This is a genomic window from Plantactinospora sp. WMMC1484 (assembly GCF_049315195.1).
In the GTDB taxonomy this organism is placed as follows: Bacteria; Actinomycetota; Actinomycetes; order Mycobacteriales; family Micromonosporaceae; genus Plantactinospora.
In genome coordinates this window covers 4,763,824-4,789,050 of record NZ_CP186055.1, presented here as the reverse complement: position 1 = coordinate 4,789,050, position 25,227 = coordinate 4,763,824, and the positions used below count along the sequence as shown (strand labels likewise).

Here is a 25,227-nt window from a genome sequence, read left to right as displayed (position 1 = left end):
AACGCCTCGTCCGGGCCGCTGGTGGAGATGGCCATCAGTGATCCCGTCCCGTCATGAAGTGCGCGATCGCCACCAGGTCGGCGTGCACGTCCGCGTGGTCGGCGGCGGGGGTGCCGAGGTCGCCGAGCTGGTCCAGGGCGGCCAGCGCCTCGGTGAGCAGGCGGTCGGCCTGCTTCTCGGTCCAGTCCCGGGCGCCGGTCTCCTCGATCAGGGTGGCGGCCAGGCTCAGGTCGGTGGCGGAGAGCTCGCCCGGCCGGGCGTAGAGCTCGGCGAGCTGCGTGCCGGCCGGCCCGCCTGAGGTGAGCGCCCGGACCACCGGCACCGACTTCTTCCGGGCCCGCAGGTCGGACAGGACGGGCTTGCCGGTGACAGCCGGCTCGCCCCAGATGCCGAGCAGGTCGTCGACGAGTTGGAAGGCCAGGCCGAGCCGCTCGCCGTAGCGGGCGAGGCCGTCGACCAGTGCCGGTGGGGCGCCGCAGAGCACCGCCCCGAGCGTGGCGGCGCAGGAGAGCAGTGCCGCCGTCTTGTCCCGGGCCATCGCCAGGCACTCGTCGAGGCCGACGTCCGGACGGGACTCGAACGCCACGTCCGCCGCCTGACCGGCGATCAGCCGCCGGATCGCGGCGTGCATGGTGGCCAGGGCCCGGAGTACGTCACGCTCGGGGTCGTCCGCCAGCACCTCGTCGGCGAGGCTGAGCATGGCGTCCCCGGCCAGGATCGCCGGCCCGACGCCGAACGCCGCCCAGGCCGTCGGCCGGTGCCGGCGCTCCAGGTCGCCGTCGATCACGTCGTCGTGCAGCAGCGAGAAGTTGTGCACCAACTCCACCGCCACCGCCGCCGGCAGACCTCGCCGCAGCGGCTGGCCCGCGGCCTGGGCGGAGAGCAGCGCCAGCGCGGGGCGGAGTCCCTTGCCGCCCCGGCCCGAGGGGTTCCCGGCCGCGTCCCAGTATCCCAACTGGTAGCCGGCGACCAGTCGGGTGCGCTCGTCGATCCGTTCCAGCGCCGCCCGGATCTCCGGCTGGACGACTCCGTCCACCTGGGCGAGGACGCTGGGCAGCATCACCGTCATCTCATCTCCTCGCTGCGCTCGTCGTCGCCAGGGCCCGGACGACTGAGCCTGCTGATGCCCTCGCTCCACTCGGTCATGCCGGTGCCTGGCGGAGGGTTCGATGTCGAGCCGAGGTGGGCGAGTACCACGTCGGCGGCGTGTTGGCCGCTGCGTACCGCGCCCTCCATCGTGTCCGGCCAGCCGGTGTCGGTCCACGCTCCGGCCAGGGCCAGCCCGGGGGTACGGGTCCGGGCCGGCGGTCGGGCGGTACGGGACCCCGGCTCCTGCCGGAAGGTGGCCCGCGGTTCCCGGGTCACGAAGGCGTCCCGGACCCGGGCCCGCCGGGCCGCCGGGAAGAGTTCCGCCAGTGCCGCCAGATAGGTCCGGACCAGGTCGTTGGCGCGGACGCTCAACACCTGCTCGGCGGCGGAGATGGAGACGACAAGGTACTGCCCGGAGCCGCCGGCCGGGGTCCGGTCGAAGACCCACTGCACGGGCGTGTCCAGCCCGGCCGCGAACTCCAGCTCGGTGACCCGCTGCTCGTAGTGCACGTGCACGTTGACGATCGGCGCGGCACCCAGCCGGGCCCACCGGGCCCGGTCCGGAGCTGCCTGCGCCGGCACCAGCCGGGCCGCCTGCGGGTGTGGCACCGCCAGCACCACCCCGTCGGCGGTCAGCTGGACGCCGTCGCCCGAGACCTGGAACCGGCCCCCTTCGGGGCTGATCGCCTGCACGCGTACGCCGGTGCGGACCGTTGCGCCGCGCTGCCGGAGCAGTGCGGTGGCCGGGGCGCCGTGCAGTTCGGCCAGGGGTGCCGTGGGCCGGCCGATGTCGGCGGCGTCGGCCCGGTCGAGCAGGCCGGTCCGGAAGACCCGGGCGGCCAGCGCCAGCGACGCCCGCTCCGGCGGGGCGTTCAGCGCGGCCACGCAGATCAGCTCCCAGAGCCGCGCCACGGTCGGAGCATCCTGCCCGTGCGCGGCTAGCCAGGCGCCGAAGCTGACCCGGTCGGCGGCCGGGTCGTCCGGCTCGATCCGGCGCAGCGCGGCCGCGGCCCGGACCGCCGCCAGCCGCTGCCCGAGCCGGAGCGGGCGGTAGCGGAGCAGCGCCGGCAGCAGGTGGGCCGGGGCCGGCAGCCGGCGGTTGCTGGCCAGGACGTGCGGCGGCACGCCGATCCGGACGATCGGCACCGCGAAGCCGTCCTGAACGGCCGCCCGGTCCGCGCTGCCGAGCCGGTCGAGTAGTTCGCGGTACTGCTGGTAGCAGCGGAGGAAGACGTGCTGCCCGGTGTCCACCATCAGGTCGCCGCGCCGGAACGAGTAGGTGGCGCCGCCGAGGGCCGCACGGGCCTCCACCAGCGTCACCCGGTGGCCGGCGTCGAGCAGTCGCACCGCCGAGGCGATGCCGGCCAGTCCACCGCCGACCACGCAGACCTGCTCGGCGGTCACGGTGCGCTCCGGGTCATCGCCCGCGCCGCGACGTACGCCTTCTCCCAGCCGGGCAGCGAGACGCGACGCCGGGTCACCGCGAGCGGGTCGGCCACCATCCGGGCCAGCAGCCGGTGGTAGATCCCGGCCATCGCCGCCACGCACGCCGCGCTGCGCCGGTCCAGCATCGGCAGCAGCCGCAGCCCGCTCTGGTAGTAGCGTTCGGCCCGGTGCGCCTGCCAGCGCACCAGCGCGGCGAGCCGGTCCGGCGGGTCGGTCAGCCCGCCGTCCGGACCGAGGTCCAGGGTGCAGCCGAACCGCTCCAGGTCCCGCCCGGGCAGGTAGATCCGCCCGGCGGCCCGGTCCTCCACGACGTCCCGCAGGATGTTGGTCAGTTGCAGCGCGATGCCGAGGGTGTCGGCGAGTTCGGCCGCCGCCGCCCGGTCGGCCGGCGGGCGGAGCACGAAGACGCCGAGCGAGAGCCGGCCGATCGACCCGGCCACACAGCGGCAGTAACCGACCAGCTCCTCGAAGGTCTCGTAGCGGGCTCCCCGGACGTCCGCCACGCAGCCGTCGATCAGCTCGTCGAAGGCGGCCACCGGGATTGGCAGCCGCGCGGCGGCGTCGGCCAGCGCGACCAGCAGTGGATCGCCGCCGGCCTCCGGCAGCCGGTGCAGCGCCGCCCGGATCTGGTCGAGCCGGGCGAGCTTGGTCGCCGCCGGCAGGTCACCGTCGCCGATGTCGTCGATGCGGCGGGCGACGGCGTAGACGGCGCAGAGCGCGTCGCGCCGGTCGGGGCGGAGCAGCCGGATGCCGTACGAGAAGTTGCGGGCCTGGCTGCGGGTCACCCGGGCGCACTCCCGGTACGCGCGCTCCAGCCCGGCGTCGGCGGTCATCCCCACACCCCACTCGGGCGGTGGGCGCCCCGTGGCGTCCAGTGGGACCGAAGCCAGGCGGCGGCGACACCGGCCCGGGTCGGTCTGGGCGGCCCGGGCAGCGGGTCGTAGCCGGCCCGGGAGAGCGCGGCGAGGGCGGCGCGGCCACCGGCGACGTAGCCGCCGACCGCCAGCCGGGCCCAGCCGCGCAGGTCACCGAGGAGCGGTGCGCCCGCGTCGAGCAACTCCGCCGCCCGGGTGGCCTGGCGCCGCACCACCCTGCGCAGCGGTTCGCCGGCACGCGGCGCGTCGAGATCCTCCTCGGCCACCCCGGCCGCCGCCAGCTCCTCCGTCGGCAGGTAGATCCGCCCCCGCCGCCGGTCCTCGGCGACGTCCTGAAGGTGCTCGACGACCTGCAACGCCGTGCAGATCCGGTCGGAGAGCCGGATCCGCTCCGGTGATGCGGCGCCGAAGACGTGCAGCACCAGCTCGCCGACGGGATCGGCGGAGAGGTGGCAGTAGTCGACGAGGGCGCCGAAGGTCCGGTAGCGCGGCACGGTCTGGTCGCGCCGGTTCGCCTCGATCAGCCGGAGCAGCGGGTCGATCGGCAACCGGCAGTCGACCACGGTCGGCGCCAGCCGGACCAGCACCGGGTGCCGGGGCGGTCGTCCGTCGTAGAGCGCCCGTACCTCACGGTCGAACCGGTCCAGCCCGGCGAGCCGGGCCGCCGGCGTCTCGTTCCGGCCGGTCCCGTCGGGTTCGTCGCCGAGGTCGTCGACGTACCGGGCGTACGTGTAGAGGGCGAGCAGGTGCCGGCGGGTCCGTGCCGGCAGGACGCGCAGCGCGACCGGGAAGTTCTCTCCGGTTAGTACGCTCTCCGGCTCCCGGCGCCCGCCCGGCCGATCCGAGGACGGATGGTCGGGAGCATCGTCGGTCAGATCAAGCACGCTGCCGCCTCTCGCGGGGTCAGGCCGGCTCAGCGGAGCCGAGCCAGACCGCCGCGCCGGATTGTTCGTAACCCATCGCTCGCGCTAAGTAATCTTCACCGAGCGTACCCAACTTCCCACCCTCGACGGTGCGGGCTGCCGAATTCCTCTCGGCGTGTTTGATCGCCCGCCGCAGCCACCGTCCGGACGGGCAGCGCGACCGGACGGGTCGGCCGAGGCGGTTTCGGCGTGTCAGCTTGACCGGGTACGCCGGGCCATCCAGATGCCGATGCTCATCGCCGCCACGGCGATCAGGCCGAAGAAGAGCCGGGGCCCCTGCAGCGACAGCTTCTCCTCGAAGGCGAAGACCCCGATCAGGACGCTGGTGAAGGGATCGAGCAACGCGATGGCGGTGAGCGGGGCGGCGATCGGTCCGCCCTGGAAGGCGTTCTGGTTCAGGGTGAGGGCGGCCCCGCCGACCATGACCAGGGCGTACAGGTGCCAGTCCGTGAAGACCTGGCCCGGATGGTCGGGCAGCTTCTCGATGACGCTCTTCACCAATGCGGCGGCCATCGCGTAGAGCAGACCGGTGGCGATGCCGAGCATCAGTCCCCTGGTCGCGTCCTGGGTCCGCCAGGCGACCAGCAGGCAGATCGTGACCAGCGTGCCGATGGCGGCGCCGACGGCGATCCAGGCCCACACCTTCGGCTCGGCCACCCCGCCGCGCGGGTTCGCGGCGAACAGGAAGCCGGTCAACCCGACGACCCCGACCACCACCACCAGCATGTCCCGACGGTGCGGCCGGCGCCGCTCGATCGCCGCCTCCAGCGGGATCGCCATGAAGAGCCCGCTCACCAGGAGCGGTTCGACCAGGGCGAGCGCGCCGAAGCGTAGCGCCAACGCCTGCAGGAAGGTGCCGAGTGCGTCCGGCACCCAGCCGAGCAGCCACAGCCGGCGGTGCAGCAACCGGATCAGCAGTCGCGGGTCGATGGTCCGGGTCGGTCTCTCCTGCTTGGCGGCGTGCTGCTCCAGTACCGAACTCACCGCGAAGCAGGCGGCCGAGGCGAGTCCGAGCAGGATGGCGATACCGTTCACCGGATCGCACCTCCGGGATCGACCGGTCGGACGGGACGGCTGGAGCACGGCCCGAGCGGCTGCCCCGCCACGGTCCGGGCGGGGCGGTGTCCGACGTACACCTCAGCCTTGCCGGTCCGGGCGGTTCGCCGGACGCGTCGCGTCGGGCCGTGGCTGGTCCGCGCCGGCCCGCAACCTCGCCATCCCGGCGCGCAACCCCACCCACCGGGTGAGTGTCCGCCGGGGCGGCACGGGGGCCAGCCGGGCCGGCGCCGCCGCTACCGGTGCCACGGCGGCCGGGCCAGGTCCGGCGGCGGGGACCGGGCCGTCGGATGCCTCCGGTACCACCATCGTCGCGCCGCCCAGGGCGATGTCGGCAACCACCGCCGCAGGGTCGGCCCCGAAGAGTGCCAGCCCGGCGGCCCGCTGCCGCTGCCCGGGTGTGCCGTCGATGAGCCGGACCAGGGTCGGGCCGAGGTCGGCGGGGCGGCGTACCCAGGTGGCGACCCCGGCCTCGGCCATCGTCGCGGCGTTGGCCCGGCCGTGCCCGGGGATCGGCCGGTAGGTGACGACCGGCAGGCCGCAGGCCATCGCCTCCAGGGCGGTGAGCCCGCCGGCGTTCTCCACCAGGACATCGGCGGCGCGCAGCAGGTCGGGCATGTCGTCGACCCAGCCGAAGACGTGCCCGGTGTGCCGCCGCCGCAGCCGCCGGAAGAGCGCGCCGTTCCGGCCGCAGACCACCACCGGGACCGCCACGCCGGTACGCGCGATCTCGGCCGCCGTCCGCGCCACCGCGCCGACTCCCCAGGAGCCCGCCACCAGCAGCGCGAGCCGGGCGTCGACGGGCAGCCCGAGGCGCTCCCGGGTGCGGCGTTTCTCCTCGGGCGACCCCGGCCGGAAGCCGGCCGAGACGAGCCGGCCGGCCACCCTGACCTCGCCGGCACCGAGCGCCCGGGCCTCGGCCCGGGTCGTGCGGTGCGCGGCGCAGTGCACGTCGATGCCGGGCGACACCCAGATCGGGTTCACGGCGAAATCGGTCAGATAGGTGATCACCGGTACGGCAAGCCGTCCCTCCCGGCGCAGCGGTCCGACGATCTGGCTGACCACCGGGTACGTCGACACCACGGCCCTGGTGTCCGGCGGCAGCATCCGGAGCACTCGTGGCCACACCGGTCTCAGCAGCGCCCGGGTGATCGGTGCCGCCCGGCTGAAGTTGCCGCCGATGGCGAAGAGCAGCCCGTAGATCCACGGCAACCGGCTCAGCATCCCGTGGTACGTGCCGCGCAGCAGCCGGCCGAGGCCCCACGGGAAGATGTCGGCCAGGTCCACGCACTCCGCCAGCAGGCCGCGTTCGCGCAACCTGCCGGCGAGTTCCCGGCTCGCACCGTCGTGCCCGGCCCCCGCGCTGGCATAGATGATCATCACGCGCGGACGCCCCCCGCCGACACCGCTGGCCGACGTCTCGGACGCCTCCCTGCGGTTTGGCTGGTACCGCCCGGAACTGAACGTCATCCGGCCATCTACCCGCAGGAGGTGCGAAGAATCCTCGGCGCCCCAACTCCTCCGGGCAGGTGGCCGCGGTCAGCAGGGCTGACCACTTCAGCAGCCGGACCACTTAGGGCCGGGTGGAACCTCCGTGAGCGTGCGGAACGCCGCCATCCGGCCCGCTTCCGGCGATCCTCCCCACCCCGGGCCGCCCCGGCCGTAGACTCCGGCCGTAACCGCCGGACGTCCTGCGGCCCCGTCCGGCGCCCCGGCGCCCCGGCGCCCCGGAGCCGCACGCCGGCGCACGTGTCCGCGACGACCGGCCCACGCGCGGCACACGATGGTGACGGACTTGATTCACGATGGTGACGGACTCGATTGTCGCCTCCGCCTCCGGGCGAGCCGCCCACTGTCCCGACCCACCGGGAGGTCGGTATGCGGGTCCTGATCGTCACCGCCGGCTCGCTCGGTGACGTCGTGCCGTACACCGGTCTCGGCGCCCGGTTGCGGGCCGCCGGCCACCGGGTGGCGGTCGCCGCCCCCGCGCCCTACGCCGACCTGGTCACCGGGGCCGGGCTGGACTTCCGGCCGATCTCCGGCGACCTGACCGCGGTGCGGGACGCCACCGCCGGACGCCGACACTCCTGGCCCGTGCCGGGCGCGCCGGGCCTGGTCGACTTCGTCCGGCTCGGCGGCCGGTTCGTCGGCGACCTGGGCTCCGGCATCGTGACCGCCGCCGGGGCCGGCAGCGACGTGCTGCTCCTCTCCAGCACGACCGCGCCGCTGGGCTATTCGGTGGCGCAGTACCACGGCATCCCGAGCCTCGGCGTCTTTCTCCAGCCGACCGCACCCACCGGCGCGTTCCCACCCGTGGTGCTCGGCGTACGGTCGCTGGGCGGCTGGGGCAACCGGATCGCCGGGCGGCTGGGCCGCCACCTCGCCAACCGGGTGTACGCCGACGCCTCCCGGCGGCTGCGTGCCCGGCTCGACCTGCCACCGGTCGGCCTCGGCCGCCTCGAGCGCCGGGCCGCCGGCGAAGGGTGGCGGGTCATGCACGGGTTCAGCCCGACCGTCCTGCCCCGGCCGGCGGACTGGCCGGCCGGGCTGGACGTGGTCGGCTACTGGTGGCCGCCGACCGCTTCCGGTTGGCGTCCACCGGCCGACCTGGTTGACTTCCTCGCCGCCGGCCCGCCGCCGGTCTACGTCGGCTTCGGCAGCCTGGCCGAGACCGGAGGCGCGCTGCGGACCCTGGTCGGCCGGGCACTGCGCCGGGCCGGGGTACGCGGCGTACTCCACGGGCTGGAAGATGCCGGGCCGGAGGCAGCCGGCCCGCACGCGGGGCGGACGGGGCCGCGGCCGGGGGCGGCCGGGGACTTCCGGGACCCTTGGCGTACGGACTGCGCGGATCTGCTCACCGTCGGCGACGTACCGCACGACTGGCTCTTTCCCCGGATGGCCGCGCTGGTCCACCACGCGGGCTGCGGCACGACTGCCGCCGGTCTCCGTGCCGGAGTGCCGGCGGTGCCGGTGCCGGTCCTCGCCGACCAGCCGTTCTGGGCCGCCCGGCTGGTCGCGCTCGGAGTCGCCCCGGCGGTGCTGCCGTTCCGGCGCCTCGACGAGGCACGGCTGGCCGGCGCCATCCGGGCCGCGGCGGTCGAGCCGGGCTACCGGCGCCGATCGCGGCTGCTCGCCGACCGGCTGGCGGGCGAGGACGGCGCCGGCGCAGTGGTGGCCGCGGTCGACCGGCTGGCCCGTTGACCGGCCGACCGCGGCCTGCTCGGCGCCGCCGGACGCGGTCCCGTCTGCTGTGGCGCTGATCACAAGGTGACCGGACACTAACCATGCCATGACGGACCGTCAAGAGCACCGGCCGTCACCGGGCAATTCTGCCGATCGACGGAGCCGCCTTGGCCGGCGTGGACGAGGTCGCCGGCCGAACCGGTCAGTGCGGACGAGGTCGCCGGCCGAACCGGTCAGTGCGGACGAGGTCGCCGGCCGAACCGGTCAGCGTGGGCAGAATGAGCGCCGAGCCGGTCAGTGGCGGTGCCACCGGACACGGCTGGGGCCCGCCGGCCCGTTGCCGGCGTCGGTGCAGAGCAACGCGCTGATCCCGCTGCTACGGCGCCAGCCGACAAAACGGAGGTACGCCTGGGTGCCCTCCCCCTGGAGCCGTTCGTAGCTGAACCGGTAGGTCAACTCCCGGTCCCTCTCGCCGGCTCCGAGGGCGAACCGGCCGGTGGTGGAGAGGGCGAGCGGCTCCTGCTGGTCGTCGGTGAGCCACTCGCGGAGGACGACGACGTCGCCCCGACGCTCCCGCTCGTCGTCGTTGCGGTCGTCGTTGCCGTAGGCGATCCGGGCCGTTCCCACCCCGGCGGTCGCCAGGGCCACCACGGAGGCCACCGCGCCGTACCATCGTCGGATCCTCATCGTCCCGCCTCCTCGGTCCGCTCCGGCCGGCCGGCCAATGCCTGTCACCCGGTCCAACTGCCCCGACATCTGCCGGGGAACGACAAGCCCTGTGACGGATCGTGGACACCCGATTCCCGTGACGGATCGTGGACACCGCACTGTGTGGCGGTCGGGCGGGCCGGATCTAGTCGCGCAGTCGGGCGAGGTGCCGCATCTTGTTCATCGCGTCCAGGGCGGCGACCTTGTATGCCTCGGCGAGCGTCGGATAGTTGAAGACCGCGTCGACCAGATAATCGACGGTGCCGAGGCAGGCCATCACGGCCTGCCCGATGTGCACGAGCTCGGTGGCCCCGGTGCCGAAGATGTGCACCCCGAGCAGCCGGCCGGTGTCCGGAGAAACCAGCAGTTTCAGCATCCCGTACGAGTCGCCGCTGATCGCGCCCCGGGCGAGTTCCCGGTATCGGGAGATGCCGACCTCGAACGGGACCTTGTCCCGGGTGAGTTCGTCCTCGGTCCGGCCGATGAAGCTGATCTCCGGAATCGTGTAGATGCCGATCGGCTGGAACTCCGACAGGGCCCGGGCCGGTTCATCACAGGCGTGGTGCGCCGCCAGCCGGCCCTGCTCCATCGAGGTCGAGGCGAGCGCCGGAAAGCCGATCACGTCACCGACCGCGTAGAGGTGCGGCACCGCGGTCCGGAAGTCGGCGTCGACCTCGATCCGCCCCCGGCTGTCGGCGGCCAGGCCGGCGTTCTCCAGGTCGAGCTCGGTGCCGAGGCCCTGCCGGCCGGCCGAGTACATCACGGTGTCGGCGGCGATCCGCTTGCCGCTCTCCAGCACCGCGATGGCACCCCTGGCATGCCGCTCCACCGCGGCCACCGCCTCGCTGAACCGGAAGGTCACCGCCAGGTCCCGGAGGTGGTATTTCAGCGCCTCCACGATCTCCAGATCGCAGAACTCGAGCATCCGGTCGCGCCGCTCGACCACGGTGACCTTTGTGCCGAGCGCGGCGAACATCGAGGCGTACTCGATGCCGATCACTCCGGCGCCGACGACGACCATCGAGTTCGGCACCCGCTCCAGGTTGATGATGCCGTCCGAGTCGATGATCGTACGCTCGTCGAAGTCCACACTGGCCGGTCGCGCCGGTCGCGTGCCGACGGCAATAATGATCTTGTCAGCGGTCACCTTCGACTCCCGCCCCACCGGGTCGGTCACCGTGACGGTGTGCGGGTCGGCGAAGCGACCGGTGCCGGTGATCAGGCGGACCCGGTTGCGCGCCAACTGGCTGCGGATCACGTCGATTTCACGGCCGATCACGTGCTGCGTACGCGCGGTCAGGTCGGCGACGGTGATGTCGTCCTTGAGCCGGTAGCTCTGGCCGTACACCTCCCGTTGGCTCAACCCGGTGAGGTAGAGCACCGCCTCACGCAACGTCTTGGACGGGACCGTGCCGGTGTTGATGCACACCCCACCGACCATGTGCTGCCGTTCCACCACTGCCACCCGGCTACCGAGTTTGGCCGCCGCGATCGCGGCCTTCTGACCGCCCGGTCCCGAGCCCAGCACGAGCACGTCGAAGTCATGCACCCCTACAGTCTGGCAGCCGGCCGATCGCGGCGCTCCGGTCCGATCGGTCGGTTACCGCCGAGGAGACGGATCTCACCGTCACCCGGCCATCAGCCGGTGCAGGTTCCGCCGCCACGCCTCGGCAAAGCCGGCCGGTCCCGCCAGGTGCCGAAGTAGCGCCGGTTGGGTCGAGTTCCCGGGCCTCGAACAGCCTGCTCCCGCCCTGGGCCGAGAGCCGGGCCAGTTCGTCGAGCTCCTCGGCGACCAGCGAGCCGTTCGTCGTCGTACGCCCGCAGTCGCGGCGCCCGCTCACCGAGTCCGGCACCCAGCGCCGGTACGCGGTCAGCTCCCGCCGGTAGTGCTCCGGGTCACCATGTCCCTTCACGAACCAGGTCGCCCCGGCGCCGTCACGCAGCTCGAGGACGCCCACGCCACCGTGTCTCCAAGACCGGTCGGCGACCAGGCGCCCCGAGCCGAGCGCCCGGCGCGCATATCCGGCCAGATCTCGCCTGCTCACCTCGCAGGTGGTCGGGACCGGCCGGTCGGTGGCGGTCAGGTCCGGCGCGGCAGGGTGTGCAGCACGACGTCGTGCAGCCGGCCGTCGGTTATCTGCGCGGTCAGGTAGGTCGCGTACGGCTGGCGCCGCCGGTCGGTCGGCGAGCCGGGATTGAGCAGCCGCAACCCACCCGGCGCCACGCTGTCCCACGGGATGTGGGAGTGCCCGAAGACCAGGAGGTCGACGTCGTCGCCGAAGCGGGCGGCGCAACGGCGCTCCCGCCCACCGGCCGGCCCGGTCTCGTGCACCACCGCGACCCGCAGGCCGGCCAGCTCGACCCGGGCGACCTCCGGCAGCCGGGCCCGCAGCTCCGGGCCATCGTTGTTGCCGTGCACCGCCACCAGCCGGGCGGCGCGGGCCGCCAGGGCGTCCAGCAGCGGTTGCTCCACCCAGTCCCCGGCGTGGACGACCACGTCCGCCTCGTCGACCGCCGCCCAGAGCTGTGGTGGCAGATCGCGGGCCCGCTTGGGGACGTGGGTGTCCGCCATCAGCACCAGGCGCACGGTCACCACCCTAACCGTTCTGCCGCCCACCCTCACCGTTCCGCCGCCCACCCTCGTCGTTCGCGGCGCAGACCACCCTCACCACGTCCGGACGCCGGAACCCGGGAGACAGCCCGGCAGAGCAGGCGAACGGGCATCGGCCCGGCCGCCATGGGGCCGGGCCGATGCCCGGAGCGGATGCGGCGCCTCCGGAGGATGGCGCCGCATCCGCGTACGAGGAATCGACGAGAGATCCGGAAAGAGTCATCACCTGCCTTCCTGTGCAGGGGCGTGCGGCCGCTGGCCGGAGGGCCGCGCTGCCGCCGCCACCGGCAACCCGTGAACGTGCTCTCGACGGCGACGAACCGCTCACCGTCGGGCGGCCCGATCGGCCACAGCGGAGGCCGGGGCGCCGGTTGCGGTCTGGCCGGCGGAGGGGGTGGCGGTCGGTGCCAGCAGGCGTCGATGAGCGCCTCGAACTCGGCCCGCATCAGATCGTCGTCATGCTGCACCAGCTCGACGAAGGCCGCGTGCACCGATCGGGACGTCGAGGCTGCCTGCCGTACGCCGCCGCTCATCTCCCTCACCCCCACCCGCCGTGACACCGGAACGGCGAACCGCCGGACCGGTCAGCCACACCGCCGTGACGCCGGACCAACTCCGCGCCAACACGGGCCGTCAGGCCGGTGTGGCGCTGATGACCTTCTGCGACGGCTCGTCGGCGCCGGAGGTGACCGCCACCCGGCGTGGCTTGGCCTGCTCCTTCACCGGAATGCGGATCGCCAGCACGCCGTTGTCGTGGCTCGCCTCGATCCGGTCGGTGTCCAGGCCGTCGCCGAGGAAGAGTTGTCGGGAGAAGACCCCGAGCGAGCGCTCCGAGACCTGGACCCGGGTGCCGTCGGCGAGGTTCGGCGGCCGGCGCTCGGCCCGCACGCTCAGCAGATTGCGCTCCACGTTGATCTCGATCGCCTCCGGGGCGACCCCGGGCAGATCGAACGCGACGACGAACTCGTCGTCGTTGCGGTAGCAGTCCATCGGGATGGCCGTCGGCCTGGACCAGGTGCCAGGGTGCAGCGCGCCCAGGGCCTGGTGTGCGAGTCGATCGAACTCGCGGAAGGTGTCGGTGCGCATCAACATCTCGACTCCACCTCCTATTGCCGGTCAACACGTGGGGTCAATGCGCGACACCTCCGTTGTACCATGTCGTCGGGACGATGACAAGCACTTCGTCATCAGACCGATGACGAAGCTTTCGTGAGGTCAGGTCGACGCGGTCGACGCGGTCGATGAGCGGAGGGTCGGATGGACCGGCAGAAACAACGGCAGACAGGGGCGACCCGCACGTCCGGAGCCGGCGCCCCGGCGGCCGGCGCCGCGTTCGACCGCGTGCAGGCGGTCACCAGCCGGATCGACGGCGCGACGCGGCCCCACCGCGACGCCGCCGAGGAGGTGGACGCCGCCAAGGAGGTGACGGTCGACGAGGAGGTGACGGTCGACGAGGAGGTGACGGTCGACGAGGCGCTCGCGGCCCTCGTCCTGCTCCGGCACCTCCGCACCGAACTGGAGTCGTGGGAGCCGCGCCTGATCGCCGCCGCCAGGGAGCGCGGCGCGAGTTGGGCGGAGTTGGCGCCGGCACTCGGGGTGGCGAGCCGGCAGGCCGCCGAACGACGCTACCTGCGACTGCGTCCGACCACCGGAGAGGTGCCACAGCAGACGCGCGACGATCGGGTGCTCGCCGAACGGGACCGGCGGGCCGGCGACCGCGCCGCGGCCCGCTGGGCTCGGGACAACGGCGCCGACCTGCGCCAGTTGGCCGGGCAGATCACCGCGCTGACCGATCTCGGGCCGGCCGCCCGGACCAGCCTGGACCGGCTGCACGACGCGCTCGGCAACACCGACCCGAACGCCCTGGTCCGGCCGCTCTCCGATGCGCAGCAACACCTCCGGGCCGACCACCCCGGCCTCGCGGCCCGGGTCGACGCGATGCACGAGAACCTGCACGACATCCGCCAGCGCACCCAGGAGCGGCGCAGCAGCTCCCGAGATTGACCGCCGTACGGTTCCCAGCGGTCATCTCCGTCCAGGTCGGCCGCCGCAGCGCCGCCGGTTATTTGTTGCCCTCCCAAACTATTGACAAGCACCACCGGGCGGTGTGAACCTCTGTCCAGGGACACCACCGCCGGAGCCGGATGGATGGTGCGGGGGCGCCGGGCAGCCTCCCGCGTAATCGCTCGTGCACTCGACGTATGGGGATCCCATGTCTTCACTCGCCCAACCTCTGACCCCGGCCCGGCGCCGTACCGCGATGGTCCTGCGGATCCTCGCCGTCGCGGTGACCGCGGTCGTCCTCCTCGCCACCGCGCTCGCCGTCTCCCGGGACACCGCGAGCGCACACGGCTCGACGATCAACCCGGCCTCGCGCAACTACGGCTGCTGGAAACGCTGGGGCAACGACTTCCAGAACCCGGCCATGGCCACGCAGGACCCGATGTGCTGGCAGGCCTGGCAGGCCGACCCGAGCGCCATGTGGAACTGGAACGGCCTCTACCGGGAGGGCGTGAACGGTAACCACCAGGCCGCGGTGCCGAGCGGCCAGCTCTGCAGCGCCGGCGAGACCGGCGGCGTCCGGTACGCCGCGCTGGACAACCCGGGCAACTGGCAGGCCACCAACGTCAGCACCAACTTCAGCGTCAAGGTCCACGACCAGGCGCTGCACGGGGCGGACTACTTCCTGGTCTACGTCACCCGGCAGGGGTTCAACCCGCTCACCCAACGGCTGGGCTGGAACAACCTCGAACTGGTCCGGGAGACCGGCCGGTACGCACCCGGTGAGGGCACCCGGGAGACCGGCGACCCGGTGCTGAACGGCGTCTCCATCACGATCCCGGTCAGCGCGCCGGGACGCTCCGGCCGGCACATCGTCTACGTGATCTGGAAGGCCAGCCACGCCGACCAGAACTACTACTGGTGCAGCGACGTCAACTTCGGCGGCAGTGGCGGCAATCCCCAGCCGACCGCCACCCCGACCCGGACTCCGACTCCCACGCCGACCCGGACCACGCCGCCCCCGACCACCCCGCCGGGAAACCCGGGCGGCTCGGGTAACTGCTCGGCGACGTACGCCGTGACCGGCACCTGGTCCGGCGGTTTCCAGGCCGAGGTACGGGTCACCGCCGGCAGTGCCGCGATCAACGGATGGACGGTGAACTGGACGTTCGCCAACGGGCAACAGGTGAGCAACTCCTGGGGCGCGACGATCACCGCCAGCGGGTCCAGCGTCACCGCCCGCAACGCCGGCTACAACGGCACTCTCGGCGCCGGCGCCAGCACCACCTTCGGGTTCCTCGCGTCACAGACCGGCAGCAACGCCGCACCGACCCTGACCTGCACCGCCGCCTGACGAGTGCAAGGAAGGGCCCCCGCTTATCGTTTTCTGTTGTAGCGGGGGCCCTTCCTTGCACCTAGTCGAACGCGATGTGGTCGAAGGCGTAGGGGTTCTCGAGCTCGTCGCGGCGGTGCCGGAGCGCGTCGAGTGCGTCCGTCAGCCGCGCCCGTCCGGCCAGCGGCAGCTCGACGGCGTCGCGCAGCCGCAGCCGCTCCCCCACCGCCATCGTGGCCAGGTCCTCGGCCAGCCGGCCCGGCTCGACGCCGCAGGAGAAGCGGTGCTGCCAGATCCTGACCTGCTCGAACAGGTATTCCCCCGGCCGCACCTGGAGCCAGGCCCATCCCTGCGCCGGGCCGCCCACCCAGACCGCGTGCAGGCTGCGCAGGATCGGGTCGACGAGCTCCCGGTCGACGTACGCCTCGACAGCCGCCGCCCGGGCGACCGCGCCGAGGTCGTTGACGTGGCCGCGACTGCCGTCCGGCAGCCGACCGACGATGTCGCGGTAGCTCAGCGGCCCGTCCGGGGCCAGCTCGGCGTAGTCGGCCGGGTCGCCCGTCGCGTCCCGGAAGGCGCGGGCGTCGAGGACGTACTCGAGGATCCGGCGCCCGTGTGTAACCGGCTGCAACGTGCCCGACTCGATCCGCAGCAGCCCCAGCCCGACCGCATCGCAGACCGCCTGCTTCATCCGGTCGCCCCGCTGCGTCTGCGCGGTCTGCGTGCTGGCGTCGACGAACTCGACGGCGAAGCTGGCCGCCCGACCGTCGGAACCGGAGACCACGAAGTCGAGCAGGGCCCGGGCGGCCGCGTTCCACTGGTTGCCGGTGACCCCCTCCGGTCGGCGCGGCACGAGCTGGCCGAGCCGCTGACCGGGCCGGACGACCCGGCCGGCACGCTCGAAGACCTCGACCGGCACCGCCGGATCGGCGGGCAGTCGGGTGGACCGCGCCGACGGAGCTGTCCCGCTGCCGGTCACTGCCGTTCCCCTGGTCTGTAACATCCGCTCGCCACCCTCCACCTTCCACCCGGCGGAAGGTGCCCACAATGCTAGGAACCCTCCGGCGATCACCCGCCGCCGGTCCGGGTTCGCGCCGATCTCAGCCGGCCAGCCCGAACCGCTCCGAGTGCACCTGACGGCGCGGCACGCGTAACTGCCGGAGGCTGCGCAGCACGGCGCCGGTCATTCCGACCGGGCCGCAGACGAAGACGTCGCGCTCGCGGATGTCGGGCACCAGCTCCCGCAGGTGGTCCGGCCCGAAGATCGGACCCGTCGGCGGCGCCGGCCGCGACGGGCCGGTGACCAGTCGCAGGTCGGCGCCGCGCGCCTCCGCCAGCGTCCGCAGCTCGTCGACGAGCACCGCGTCGGCCTCCGTACGCACGCGGTACAGCACGACGATGTGACCGCCGAGGCTCTCCAGGAGCGACCGGATCGGGGTCACCCCGACCCCGCCCGCCACCAGCAGGGTCGCCGTCCGGGTCCGGTGCATGCCGGTGAAGGCGCCGTACGGTCCCTCGGCGAAGACCCGGGTGCCGACCGGGATCCGGCGCAGCCCGGCGCTGCCCGTGCCGACGGCCTTGGCGGTCAGCCGCAGCGTCCGGCCGTCGGGCGCGGTGGAGAGCGAGAAGGGGTTCGCCTGCCACCAGCGGTCCCGGCTGAGGAAGCGCCAGAGGAAGAACTGGCCGGCCTGCGCCGGCAGCCGGTCGAGGCGGCGCCCGGTGACGTAGACCGACACGACGTTCTCCGACTCGGGTACGACCCGCTCGACGCGGAACCGGTGGCGGAGGTTGCGCCACAGTGGCAGGAACACCCGGCCGGCCAGCACGGCACCGAGCGCCACACTCCAGAGCGTCCACCAGTACGCCATGGCAAAGGGCGACGCCGTGAAGGTGGTGCCGACGGCGATCTGGTGGGTGAGGGCGAGCAGCACCGCGACGTACGTGCCGAGGTGGAGCAGGTGCCAGGTCTCGTAGGGCAGCCGGCGGCGGGCGAACCGGGCCGAGACGAGCCCGATCGCCAGGAGCAGACCGCCGGCGATCATCGCCCACAACACCCCCTCCCAGGTCGTCGCCAGGTCGACGACCTGCCCGGAGAACGAGGTCCCGGACATCATGGCCAGCCCGAACACGATGCAGCTGGCGTGCGCGACGATGGTCCAGAGCAGGGTGTAGCCGGTCCACCGGTGCCAGGCGGTGAGCCGGTCCATTCCGATCCGCCGGTCGAGCCAGGGCAGCCGCGCGATCAGCAGCAGTTGCAGAGCCATGATCAGGGCGGCGTGCAGACCGAAGAACCGGCCCATCACGAAGTAGACGTTCGACCCCGGGTACGGGGAGACGACGAGCAGCCAGTTCACCACGGCGACGTTCGCGGCGACGCCGAGCCACAGTGCGAGGCGACCCAGCGTGCCGGGGGGTACCCGGGGGATGGCGATCTGCGGGACAGCGGGGGTGGTCACTCGGGCGATCCCTTCTGAGAGGCCGGCCACCGGACGGGCCGGACGGGCCGCCGGACCGGTGGTGGCACCGTACGCGGTGGCGTACCACCACGCGGTGGCGTACCACCACGCGGTGGCGTACACCCGCCGACACGGATCCGGCAGGCCGAGCGGACGGCAACTGTCGGAAAGGCGACGGAGATCACGTGCCGGTGCTGCGGCGTCGAGGTTCACCCGGAGTTCGGTCACCGTTGGCGACAGAAATGATCTCTGTTCGACGGCTCCCGGCGTACTGATCAGCGGTTTCTTCCGCTACCCGAGGAGCAGGATCATGCAGCAGACCCCGAACCGGCGCAGGTTCCTCCAGGGCGCCGGCCTGGTGGGGGCCGGCCTGGTGGGCGTGGGTACGGCCGGCGCCGCCATCCCGGGCACCGCATTGGCCGGGCAGCACACCGGCACCGGGCCCGATGGCCGGGACGCCGGAGGCCACGGCCGCCGCACCGACCCCGGGTCGCCCCGGTTCACCGTCGCCGTCATCCCCGACACCCAGTATCTCTTCGACGCCGACCGGGGCGACCCGGCGCCACTCACCGCCACGCTGCGCTGGATCCAGGAGCACCAGGCGGAGCAGAACATCCTCTTCACCGCCCACCTCGGCGACATCGTGGAGAACGCGGCCGCCACCGAACTGCGCCAGGCCGGGAAGGTTTTCGAGATTTTCGACCGGCGACGTACCCCGTACAGCGTGCTGGCCGGCAACCACGACATCGACTCGTCCACCACCGACCAGCGCGGGCCGAGCCCGTACCTGGACGTCTTCGGGCCGCGCCGGTTCCGCAACTCGCCCGCGTACCGGGGCGCCACACCGGACGGCTACAACACCTACCACGTCTTCACCGGCGCCGGCCGGGAGTGGCTGCTGCTGGCCCTCGACTGGCGGCCCTCGGACGCCACGCTCGGCTGGGCGAAGTCGGTGCTGGCGACGCATCCGCGTACTCCGGTCATCCTGACCACCCACGACCTCGCGCACGCCGACGAGAGTGGCGTCGCGGAGCTCTCCGGGCACGGCCAGCGGCTCTGGGACGGGCTGGTCCGGGAGAGCGACCAGATCTTCCTGACCCTCAACGGGCACTTCTGGCCGCCGGGACGCACCGTGCTGCGCAACGACGCCGGGCGGGACGTGCACGTGCACATCACCAACTACCAGGACCGCTACTACGGCGGCGGCGCGATGCTCCGGCTCTACCACTTCGACCTGGCCCGCGACACCATCGACGTGGAGACCGTCTCGCCGTGGATCCTCGGGCAGGCGCCGGAGCGGCGCAACGCCCTGGAGCGGCGGGAGGTCGAGCTGACCGACCCGGCCAACCGGTTCAGCCTCGCCGTCGACTTCACCGACCGGTTCGCCGGCTTCGCCCCGGTGCCGCCCCGCCCACCGCGCACCCCGGCCGCCGTCCTGGTCGACGGCACGGTCGCGTACTGGCGCTTCGACCAGGGCCGGGCGGACGGCGCCGCCGTACCGGACGGCTTCCGGATCGCGGACCTCGCCGGCCGGGGCAACCACCTGACCCGGGTCACCCTGCCCGGCAGCGGCCCGGAGACGCTGCGCTGGTCCGCCGAACACCACGACGACCAGCCGGCGCACGCCAGCCTCTTCTTCGACGGCGGCAAGCGGCCCGCGCGTGGCAGCTACCTGCGTACGGTGGACGGCGCCCCGCTGAACGCGGCGACCTTCAGCAAGGGCTACACCATCGAGGCGTTCGTGAAACTGCCGGCGGACGTGCGGAGCACCAACCACGCCTGGATGAGCATCATGAGCCGGTTCGGCTCCGGCCGGGACGCGGGCAAGACCGGCGGTGACCCGGCGGAGCCGATCGCCACGCTGAGCATGTCGGACGGCATGGCGCTGCAGTGGGCCGTCTTCCCGGTCGACCAGGACGGCATCTCGACCAACTGGGGCCACGAGATGCGCGCCGACGAGTGGTTCCACGTCGCGATCGTCAACGACGGCCGGCACACCACCCTCTACGTCGACGGCGCCGAACTGCTCCGCAACCCGTCGACCCCGGCCCGAGGGCTCGCCACCTCGCGCGAGCCGTGGCTCGTCGGCGCCTACCACTACGACCGCGTCGTCGAACAGGCCTTCTACGGCTGGATCGGTGACCTGCGCATCGTCGACCGGCCGCTGCCGGTCGGCCGGTTCCTCCGGGCCTGACCCAGCGGACGCGGCGCCTCCCGCCCGGGTCCGGCCGAAGCCGGCCGGACCCGGATCGACCGGACCGGAGGCGCCGCCCGCGTCGAGAGACTGCTGGCGTCGTCGGCGACCCGAGGCAGTACTAAGGCGTGTTTCGTAAGTCGGGCTGGCGGCGTCAAGGTCACGGCGTGGCGGTGATCGACAACTGAAGAGGTCTCCGGTATCTGGTTCTGCGACCAAGCAAGAACTTCGTACCGGAGACCTCGTGCCCAGCGTAGCGGTGACGAGGCGGCATGACCTGACCGACAGGCAGTGGGCTGTTCTGGCCCCGCTGCTGCCTGCCGCACCGAGAACGGGTCGGCCGCCGAAGTGGGAGAAACGGCAGCTCATCGACGGGATCCGGTGGCGGATCCGGATCGGCGCCCCATGGCGGGACGTCCCGGCCGAGTACGCGCCCTGGCCCACCGTCTACGGCCTGTTCCGCCGCTGGCAGCGCGACGGGACCTGGGACAGGATCCTGGCCGCGTTGCAGGCCGCCGGCGACGCGGCCGGCCGGATCGCCTGGACGGTGAGCGTGGACTCGATGACCAGCCGCGCCCACCAACACGCCGCTGGCGCCCGCACCGACGGCCACCTGCAGAAAGAGTCGCCCGGTGGCGTGCACGACGAACCAGCCGACCACGCCCTCGGACGGTCACGCGGCGGGCTGACCACCAAGACCCACCTGGCCTGCGAACAGGGACAGAAGGTCCTGTCGATGATCGTGACCGCCGGGCACCGTGGCGACAGCCCGCAGTTCATCCCCGTCCTGCGCCGCATCCGCGTGACCCGACTCGGGGTCGGCCGACCCCGCACCCGTCCCGACCTGGTCCTGGCCGACAAGGCCTACACCAGCCGAGGCAACCGCGCCCACCTACGCTCACGCGGGATCAAGGCCTGCATCCCCAGCAAGACCGACCAGGACGCCCACCGCAAAGCCAAAGGCTCCAAGGGCGGCCGCCCGCCCACGTTCGACAAGGACCTCTACCGGCTACGCCACGCCGTCGAAAACGGCATCAACCGGCTCAAACGCCACCGCGGCGTCGCCACCCGCTACGACAAGCTGGCAGTCCGCTTCCAAGCCGTCCTGACCATCACCATCATCACCGAGTGGCTCTGACCGGCTTATGAAACACGCCTTAGCGGCGTGGGGCTCTGATCGTGGCGACGGCTCTGTCGTAGAGGTCGAGCATGTCGGCGTCGCCGTTGGCGGCGATCCAGGCGTCGGAGGCGGTGTCGACACAGGACAGCACCGCAGAGACGATCGCCGACGCGGTGAACTCGGCGTCGGGGCCGCCGACCCGGCGGGCGACGAGCGGCACGAGTGCGTCGCGCCAGTGCTGGCGCTTCTCGAAGAGGCGGGCCCGTAGCGAGGGGGTCTCGTGCATCATCCGGGCGATGGCGAGGTCGGCGACGGGATCGTTGAAGGTCTCGGGTTGCGCGGCGATCATCGCACCGCGCAGCGCGTCCCACGGGTCCTCGGCGTCGGAACGCTCGGCGAGGGCGCGTGCCACGGCGTCGCCCCGCGCGGACAGGTCGCCGAGGAGCACGTCCTCCTTGCTGCCGAAGTAGCGGAAGAACGACCGCCGCGATATCCCGACCGTCTCGACGATCTGGTCGACGGTCGTCGCCTCGAAGCCGTGCCGGACAAAGAGCGCGCAGGCCGCAGCGGAGATCTCGGCGCGGAGCGCCACACGCTGGCGCTCCCATGCGGTTGTCTTCGCCACGATCCAAGCCTACACCGGATGTCTTTCTGGCACTTGGTGCCAAGTTGGCGTACAGTGCCTACATGGCCATCGCCTACCACACCCAGACGGTCCTCCTCACGGGCGCGAGTTCCGGCATCGGCCGCAGCTTCGCCGCCGCCCTCGCCGCACGCGGGGCGGATCTCGTCCTCGTCGCCCGCCGTGCCGACCGGCTCGAAAGCCTTGCGGCCGAGCTGCGCGACCGACACCGCGTCGCCGCGCACCCGATCCCGTTCGACCTGTCGACGCCGGCGGCGGGCGCGAAGCTGCGCGATGCGACAGCAGAGCGCGGCATCCACGTCACCAGCCTCGTCAACAATGCCGGCTTCGGCTCCTTCGGCCCGCTCACGGGTGCGGACCCCGAGCGACTCGCCAGGGAGATCGCTGTCGACGTTTCCGCGCCGGTCCAGCTCACGGCGGCGTTCCTGCCGCAGATCCTCGCCAGCGGCGGCGGCTTCGTCATCAATGTCGCCAGCATGGCCGCCTACGTTCCGACGCCTCGGATGGCCGTGTACGGCGCCGCCAAGGCGTTCGTCCTCAGTTTCAGCGAAGCGCTCTGGGCAGAACTGCGCGGCACCGGGGTCACCGTCTTCGCCCTCTCACCCGGCGCGACGAGCACCGAGTTCAACCAGGTCGTCGGCACCGACGACGCGACCGCCGGAGCACGGATGCGCCAGCCCGAGGCCGTCGTGGCAACCGCACTGGCCCACCTCGACCGGCACGATCCGGGCCCCAGCGTCATCGACGGCACCGGCAACCGGCTCGGCGCGAATGCCGTCCGGCTCCTTCCCCGTCGCGCGACCGCCAGCCTGATGGAACGCATCACCGATCCGGGCCGCCGCCGTCGCGAGCGCGCCCCGGCCACGACGTAGCTACGGTTCCCTCCCCGACACCGGTCGACACCCGGTCGGCTCTGCCGGCGAGGGTTCCGTCACGCGTAGTCGATCCTCGACTTCGACAGCCGGGGCTTCGACAGCCGGGGCTCGAGATCGGGAAACGAGTTGTCACCGAAGAGGATCCGGGCGGCGAGCAGACGGCCGGCACGGTGGCGCAGCACGGCCACCGCGGCCTCTGCCACAACGGGAGACCGGATGCCGGCGAGGACCCGGCGCAGCGCCAGCCGGCCCCGGAACCGGCTCCGCAACGCGTTCCCGTCGTAGCGGCGGAGTATGCGGCGGTCACCGGTACGCAGGTATTCGGCGGTGACCGCCGCCGCCAGTTCCGACATCCGCAGGCACGGGTCCAGGCCGCCGGCGGTCAGCGGCGACACCGCCCCCGCCGCGTCGCCGACGAGCAACCCGGCCGGGCACGCCAGCCGGCGCAGCACGCCACCGACCGGGATCGGGCCACCCCGACGCTCGACCGGGCCGGTCGGCGCGGTCCGGCCGGGCGCCCCGGCGGCGAAGCCCTCCAGCAGGTGGCGGATGCCGCTGCGCATCGCGTCCGGATATCCGGCGACCCCGACGTGCGCGTGCCGTCCGTCGTCGATGAGCCAGCCCAGGTAACCGGGAGCGACGCGTGGGTCCAGCACACAGTGGAACGTCGGAGTGGTGCTGCCGGATGCGATCGGATGGACCAGCTCGGCACCGACGATGAAGTGCCGGTTGACGTCGAGGCCGAGATCGCGGGCCACCCGGGAGCGGGCACCGTCCGCGCCGACGACGAAGCGGGCCGCCACCGGTTCCGCTCCCGCGAGCCGCACGATTCCGGCTGCGGCGCCGACATACCGCACGCCCAGCCGGACCTGCACGCCAGCGGACTCCGCCGCCCGGAGCGCGTGCGCGTAGACGCCCGCCATGTCGGCGACCCGGTATTCGTCGCGGTCACTGGTGAGCCGGATCGGCGCCCGCCGCGACGGCGGATACAGGAGCACGTCCCGGACGCCGGGCCCAAGGAGGTGGCCCGGCAGGTCGAAGTCGTCGAGGGTACGGCGTACGAAGATCCCCGTCGTTCGGATGCCTGTCGACAGCGACCTGCGGCGGTCGACCACCAGCACCGTGAGGTCCCGTTCAGCGAGCAGTCGGGCCGTGTGCAGGCCGGCGAGGCCCGCACCCACGACCAGTACGTCTACTGTCTGCACACCCTGCGACGGTAGGGAGCCGTCCCCGCGTGGGCGACCCTTTGCACGCTATCCGCCGGGTATCTCCACACCGTCGCCACACTCCGGGCCACCGTCGCCACGCTCCGGACACCGCCTGGATATGGACGTGCGGTCGCTCGGCAAGCTCGACGAGGCGTTGGCCGGCCGCGGTCCCGCGTCAGGGCAGGCGTGCGAGGGCGGCGACGGAAGGGCTACGGCCTCGTCGGCATGGTCGAGGAGACACGCGAGCCGCAGGCCAGGGCAGAGCTAGACACGAACCTGTTCGGCTCTCGCACCGGTCAGGGGACGGCCCGGACCCAGTTCCGGACGTCGGCGGCGCGTCCGTACTGAAGGTCGAGCAGTTGGGTCCGCAGGCGTGCGGTGACGGGGCCGGCCCCACCATCGCCGACGGTGAACTCCGCGTCACGGTGCCGGACGCGGTCGATCCCCACGATCGTCGCGGCGGTCCCGCAGGCGAACACCTCGCTCAGCCGGCCGTTGGCCGCGTCCGCTCGCCACTGCTCGACCGTGTACGGGGCCTCCACAACCGGATGACCGGCCGCGCCGGCCAACGCGATGACCGAGTCTCTGGTGACGCCGGCGAGAACCGTGTCGCGCAGCGGCGGGGTCGTGATCCGGCCGTCGCGGAAGACGAAGAAGATGTTCATGCCGCCCAGCTCTTCGACGTAGGCGTGCCGCACGGCGTCCAGGAACACCACCTGGTCGTACCCCGACGAGAGGGCGCGGTGGAGTGCGGGCAGCGACGCCGCGTAGTTGCCGGCGCACTTGGCCGAGCCGGTGCCGCCCGCCGCCGCCCGGGAATAGTCGTGGCAGACGTCGACGGAGATGGCGCCCGACCCACCGGAGAAGACCCCGCCGGCCGGAGAGGCGATGACACAGAAGAGGTACTCCTCGGCGGGGCGCATGCCGAGGAAGGGTTCGGTGGCGACCATGAAAGGACGCAGATAGAGGCTGCCCCGGTCGGTGGATGGCACCCAGCCACGATCGGCGGCAACCAGTTCCTCCACCGCGCGGATGAAAAGTTCGGTCGGCATCTCGGGCATGGCCAGGCGACGGGCCGACCGCTGGAACCGCGCGGCGTTCGCGTCCGGCCGGAAAAGCAGGAGCCGGTCGTCCGGCGCCCGGTACGCCTTGAGCCCTTCGAAGATCGCCTGGCCGTAGTGCAGCACCGCCGCTGCCGGCGATACCGTCACCGACCCGAACCGTTCCACCCGCGCGCCGTGCCAGCCTTCGCCGGCCCGGTAGCCGATGGTGACCATGTGATCGGTGAAGACGCTGCCAAATCCCTTTCCGCTCGGAATCGGCTCGCCGGAATTTCTTGGGACGGCCGGACCGGCCTGCCGCTCGAAAATGACGTCTGGGCCGTAGCTCGTGGTTGTCACGGTTCACCTCCAGGAACGTGATACGAGCGCACCAACACGGTTGGTGGTTCGGCCCGGGCCGGACCGCTGGCGATGAGGTTCGGCTTTCCGGCTGGCGGTGCGCGTT

General features: G+C 72.8%; 22 protein-coding genes. 6 read left to right on the top strand and 16 right to left on the bottom strand.

Annotated elements, in window-relative coordinates; genetic code table 11:
- Positions 1 to 34 precede the first annotated feature (34 nt).
- From ACN28C_RS20930 to ACN28C_RS20905, 6 genes are all read right to left on the bottom strand, one after another.
- A complete protein-coding gene (locus ACN28C_RS20930) occupies positions 35 to 1,069 on the bottom strand; it encodes a polyprenyl synthetase family protein (RefSeq protein ID WP_422769234.1) in 1,035 nt (344 codons plus the stop codon).
- The gene (gene hpnE / locus ACN28C_RS20925) at positions 1,066 to 2,493 is read right to left on the bottom strand and encodes a hydroxysqualene dehydroxylase HpnE (RefSeq protein ID WP_422769233.1); all 1,428 of its coding nucleotides are present in this window, start codon (positions 2,491 to 2,493) and stop codon (positions 1,066 to 1,068) included. Before hpnE ends, ACN28C_RS20930 begins: the two co-directional genes overlap by 4 nt.
- Positions 2,490 to 3,368: a presqualene diphosphate synthase HpnD gene (gene hpnD / locus ACN28C_RS20920; RefSeq protein ID WP_422769232.1), complete on the bottom strand. Its 879-nt coding sequence runs from the start codon at positions 3,366 to 3,368 to the stop codon at positions 2,490 to 2,492. Before hpnD ends, hpnE begins: the two co-directional genes overlap by 4 nt.
- Positions 3,365 to 4,294, bottom strand: a complete 930-nt coding sequence (hpnC, locus tag ACN28C_RS20915) for a squalene synthase HpnC (RefSeq protein WP_422769231.1) — start codon at positions 4,292 to 4,294, stop codon at positions 3,365 to 3,367. Before hpnC ends, hpnD begins: the two co-directional genes overlap by 4 nt.
- Positions 4,295 to 4,525: 231 nt before the next feature.
- Positions 4,526 to 5,368 carry a DMT family transporter gene (locus tag ACN28C_RS20910; protein ID WP_422769230.1) on the bottom strand — a complete coding sequence of 281 codons (843 nt, stop codon included), beginning with the start codon at positions 5,366 to 5,368 and terminating at the stop codon, positions 4,526 to 4,528.
- A gap of 102 nt (positions 5,369 to 5,470) precedes the next feature.
- Positions 5,471 to 6,769 carry a glycosyltransferase gene (locus tag ACN28C_RS20905; protein ID WP_422774749.1) on the bottom strand — a complete coding sequence of 433 codons (1,299 nt, stop codon included), beginning with the start codon at positions 6,767 to 6,769 and terminating at the stop codon, positions 5,471 to 5,473.
- 498 nt (positions 6,770 to 7,267) lie between these two features.
- On the opposite strand from ACN28C_RS20905, the gene ACN28C_RS20900 reads away from it, so the two are divergent.
- Entirely contained in the window at positions 7,268 to 8,590 is a 1,323-nt protein-coding gene (locus ACN28C_RS20900) for a glycosyltransferase (protein WP_422769229.1), read from the top strand.
- Positions 8,591 to 8,866: 276 nt separating this feature from the next.
- Here ACN28C_RS20900 and ACN28C_RS20895 read toward each other — a convergent pair whose 3' ends face one another.
- The 5 genes from ACN28C_RS20895 to ACN28C_RS20875 all read right to left on the bottom strand — a co-directional run bounded on the left by ACN28C_RS20895 (position 8,867) and on the right by ACN28C_RS20875 (position 12,983).
- On the bottom strand, positions 8,867 to 9,259 hold the full coding sequence (locus ACN28C_RS20895) for a hypothetical protein (protein WP_422769228.1): 393 nt from the start codon (positions 9,257 to 9,259) through the stop codon (positions 8,867 to 8,869).
- Between the two features lie 166 nt (positions 9,260 to 9,425).
- Positions 9,426 to 10,829, bottom strand: a complete 1,404-nt coding sequence (gene sthA, locus ACN28C_RS20890) for a Si-specific NAD(P)(+) transhydrogenase (RefSeq protein ID WP_422769227.1) — start codon at positions 10,827 to 10,829, stop codon at positions 9,426 to 9,428.
- The gene (locus tag ACN28C_RS20885) at positions 10,822 to 11,238 is read right to left on the bottom strand and encodes a hypothetical protein (protein WP_422769226.1); all 417 of its coding nucleotides are present in this window, start codon (positions 11,236 to 11,238) and stop codon (positions 10,822 to 10,824) included. Before ACN28C_RS20885 ends, sthA begins: the two co-directional genes overlap by 8 nt.
- A gap of 122 nt (positions 11,239 to 11,360) precedes the next feature.
- Entirely contained in the window at positions 11,361 to 11,867 is a 507-nt protein-coding gene (locus tag ACN28C_RS20880) for a metallophosphoesterase family protein (RefSeq protein WP_422774748.1), read from the bottom strand.
- Positions 11,868 to 12,524: 657 nt separating this feature from the next.
- Entirely contained in the window at positions 12,525 to 12,983 is a 459-nt protein-coding gene (locus ACN28C_RS20875; protein ID WP_422769225.1) for an Hsp20/alpha crystallin family protein, read from the bottom strand.
- A gap of 165 nt (positions 12,984 to 13,148) precedes the next feature.
- Between ACN28C_RS20875 and ACN28C_RS20870 the strand changes: the two genes are divergently transcribed.
- Complete coding sequence (locus tag ACN28C_RS20870; RefSeq protein WP_422769224.1) at positions 13,149 to 13,895, top strand: hypothetical protein; 747 nt, start codon at positions 13,149 to 13,151, stop codon at positions 13,893 to 13,895.
- A 208-nt stretch (positions 13,896 to 14,103) separates the two neighbouring features.
- Positions 14,104 to 15,246 (top strand): lytic polysaccharide monooxygenase auxiliary activity family 9 protein, encoded by a 1,143-nt coding sequence (locus tag ACN28C_RS20865; RefSeq protein WP_422769223.1) that lies wholly within the window; start codon positions 14,104 to 14,106, stop codon positions 15,244 to 15,246.
- Positions 15,247 to 15,307: 61 nt separating this feature from the next.
- Here ACN28C_RS20865 and ACN28C_RS20860 read toward each other — a convergent pair whose 3' ends face one another.
- Together ACN28C_RS20860 and ACN28C_RS20855 are read right to left on the bottom strand one after the other, a co-directional pair.
- Entirely contained in the window at positions 15,308 to 16,228 is a 921-nt protein-coding gene (locus ACN28C_RS20860; protein WP_422769222.1) for a DUF2726 domain-containing protein, read from the bottom strand.
- Positions 16,229 to 16,325: 97 nt separating this feature from the next.
- The gene (locus ACN28C_RS20855; RefSeq protein WP_422769221.1) at positions 16,326 to 17,804 is read right to left on the bottom strand and encodes a ferredoxin reductase family protein; all 1,479 of its coding nucleotides are present in this window, start codon (positions 17,802 to 17,804) and stop codon (positions 16,326 to 16,328) included.
- Positions 17,805 to 17,991: 187 nt separating this feature from the next.
- On the opposite strand from ACN28C_RS20855, the gene ACN28C_RS20850 reads away from it, so the two are divergent.
- Both ACN28C_RS20850 and ACN28C_RS20845 read left to right on the top strand, forming a co-directional pair.
- Positions 17,992 to 19,875, top strand: a complete 1,884-nt coding sequence (locus ACN28C_RS20850; protein ID WP_422769220.1) for a LamG-like jellyroll fold domain-containing protein — start codon at positions 17,992 to 17,994, stop codon at positions 19,873 to 19,875.
- A 259-nt stretch (positions 19,876 to 20,134) separates the two neighbouring features.
- A complete protein-coding gene (locus ACN28C_RS20845; protein ID WP_422768979.1) occupies positions 20,135 to 21,013 on the top strand; it encodes an IS5 family transposase in 879 nt (292 codons plus the stop codon).
- Between the two features lie 19 nt (positions 21,014 to 21,032).
- Here ACN28C_RS20845 and ACN28C_RS20840 read toward each other — a convergent pair whose 3' ends face one another.
- Entirely contained in the window at positions 21,033 to 21,620 is a 588-nt protein-coding gene (locus ACN28C_RS20840; RefSeq protein WP_422769219.1) for a TetR/AcrR family transcriptional regulator, read from the bottom strand.
- A 62-nt stretch (positions 21,621 to 21,682) separates the two neighbouring features.
- On the opposite strand from ACN28C_RS20840, the gene ACN28C_RS20835 reads away from it, so the two are divergent.
- Positions 21,683 to 22,510: an SDR family NAD(P)-dependent oxidoreductase gene (locus ACN28C_RS20835; protein WP_422769218.1), complete on the top strand. Its 828-nt coding sequence runs from the start codon at positions 21,683 to 21,685 to the stop codon at positions 22,508 to 22,510.
- 59 nt (positions 22,511 to 22,569) lie between these two features.
- On the opposite strand, the gene ACN28C_RS20830 is transcribed toward ACN28C_RS20835, so the two are convergent.
- Entirely contained in the window at positions 22,570 to 23,718 is a 1,149-nt protein-coding gene (locus ACN28C_RS20830; RefSeq protein WP_422769217.1) for an NAD(P)/FAD-dependent oxidoreductase, read from the bottom strand.
- 299 nt (positions 23,719 to 24,017) lie between these two features.
- Positions 24,018 to 25,121, bottom strand: coding sequence for a branched-chain amino acid aminotransferase (locus ACN28C_RS20825; protein ID WP_422769216.1), 1,104 nt, complete (start codon positions 25,119 to 25,121; stop codon positions 24,018 to 24,020).
- Positions 25,122 to 25,227: the final 106 nt, after the last annotated feature.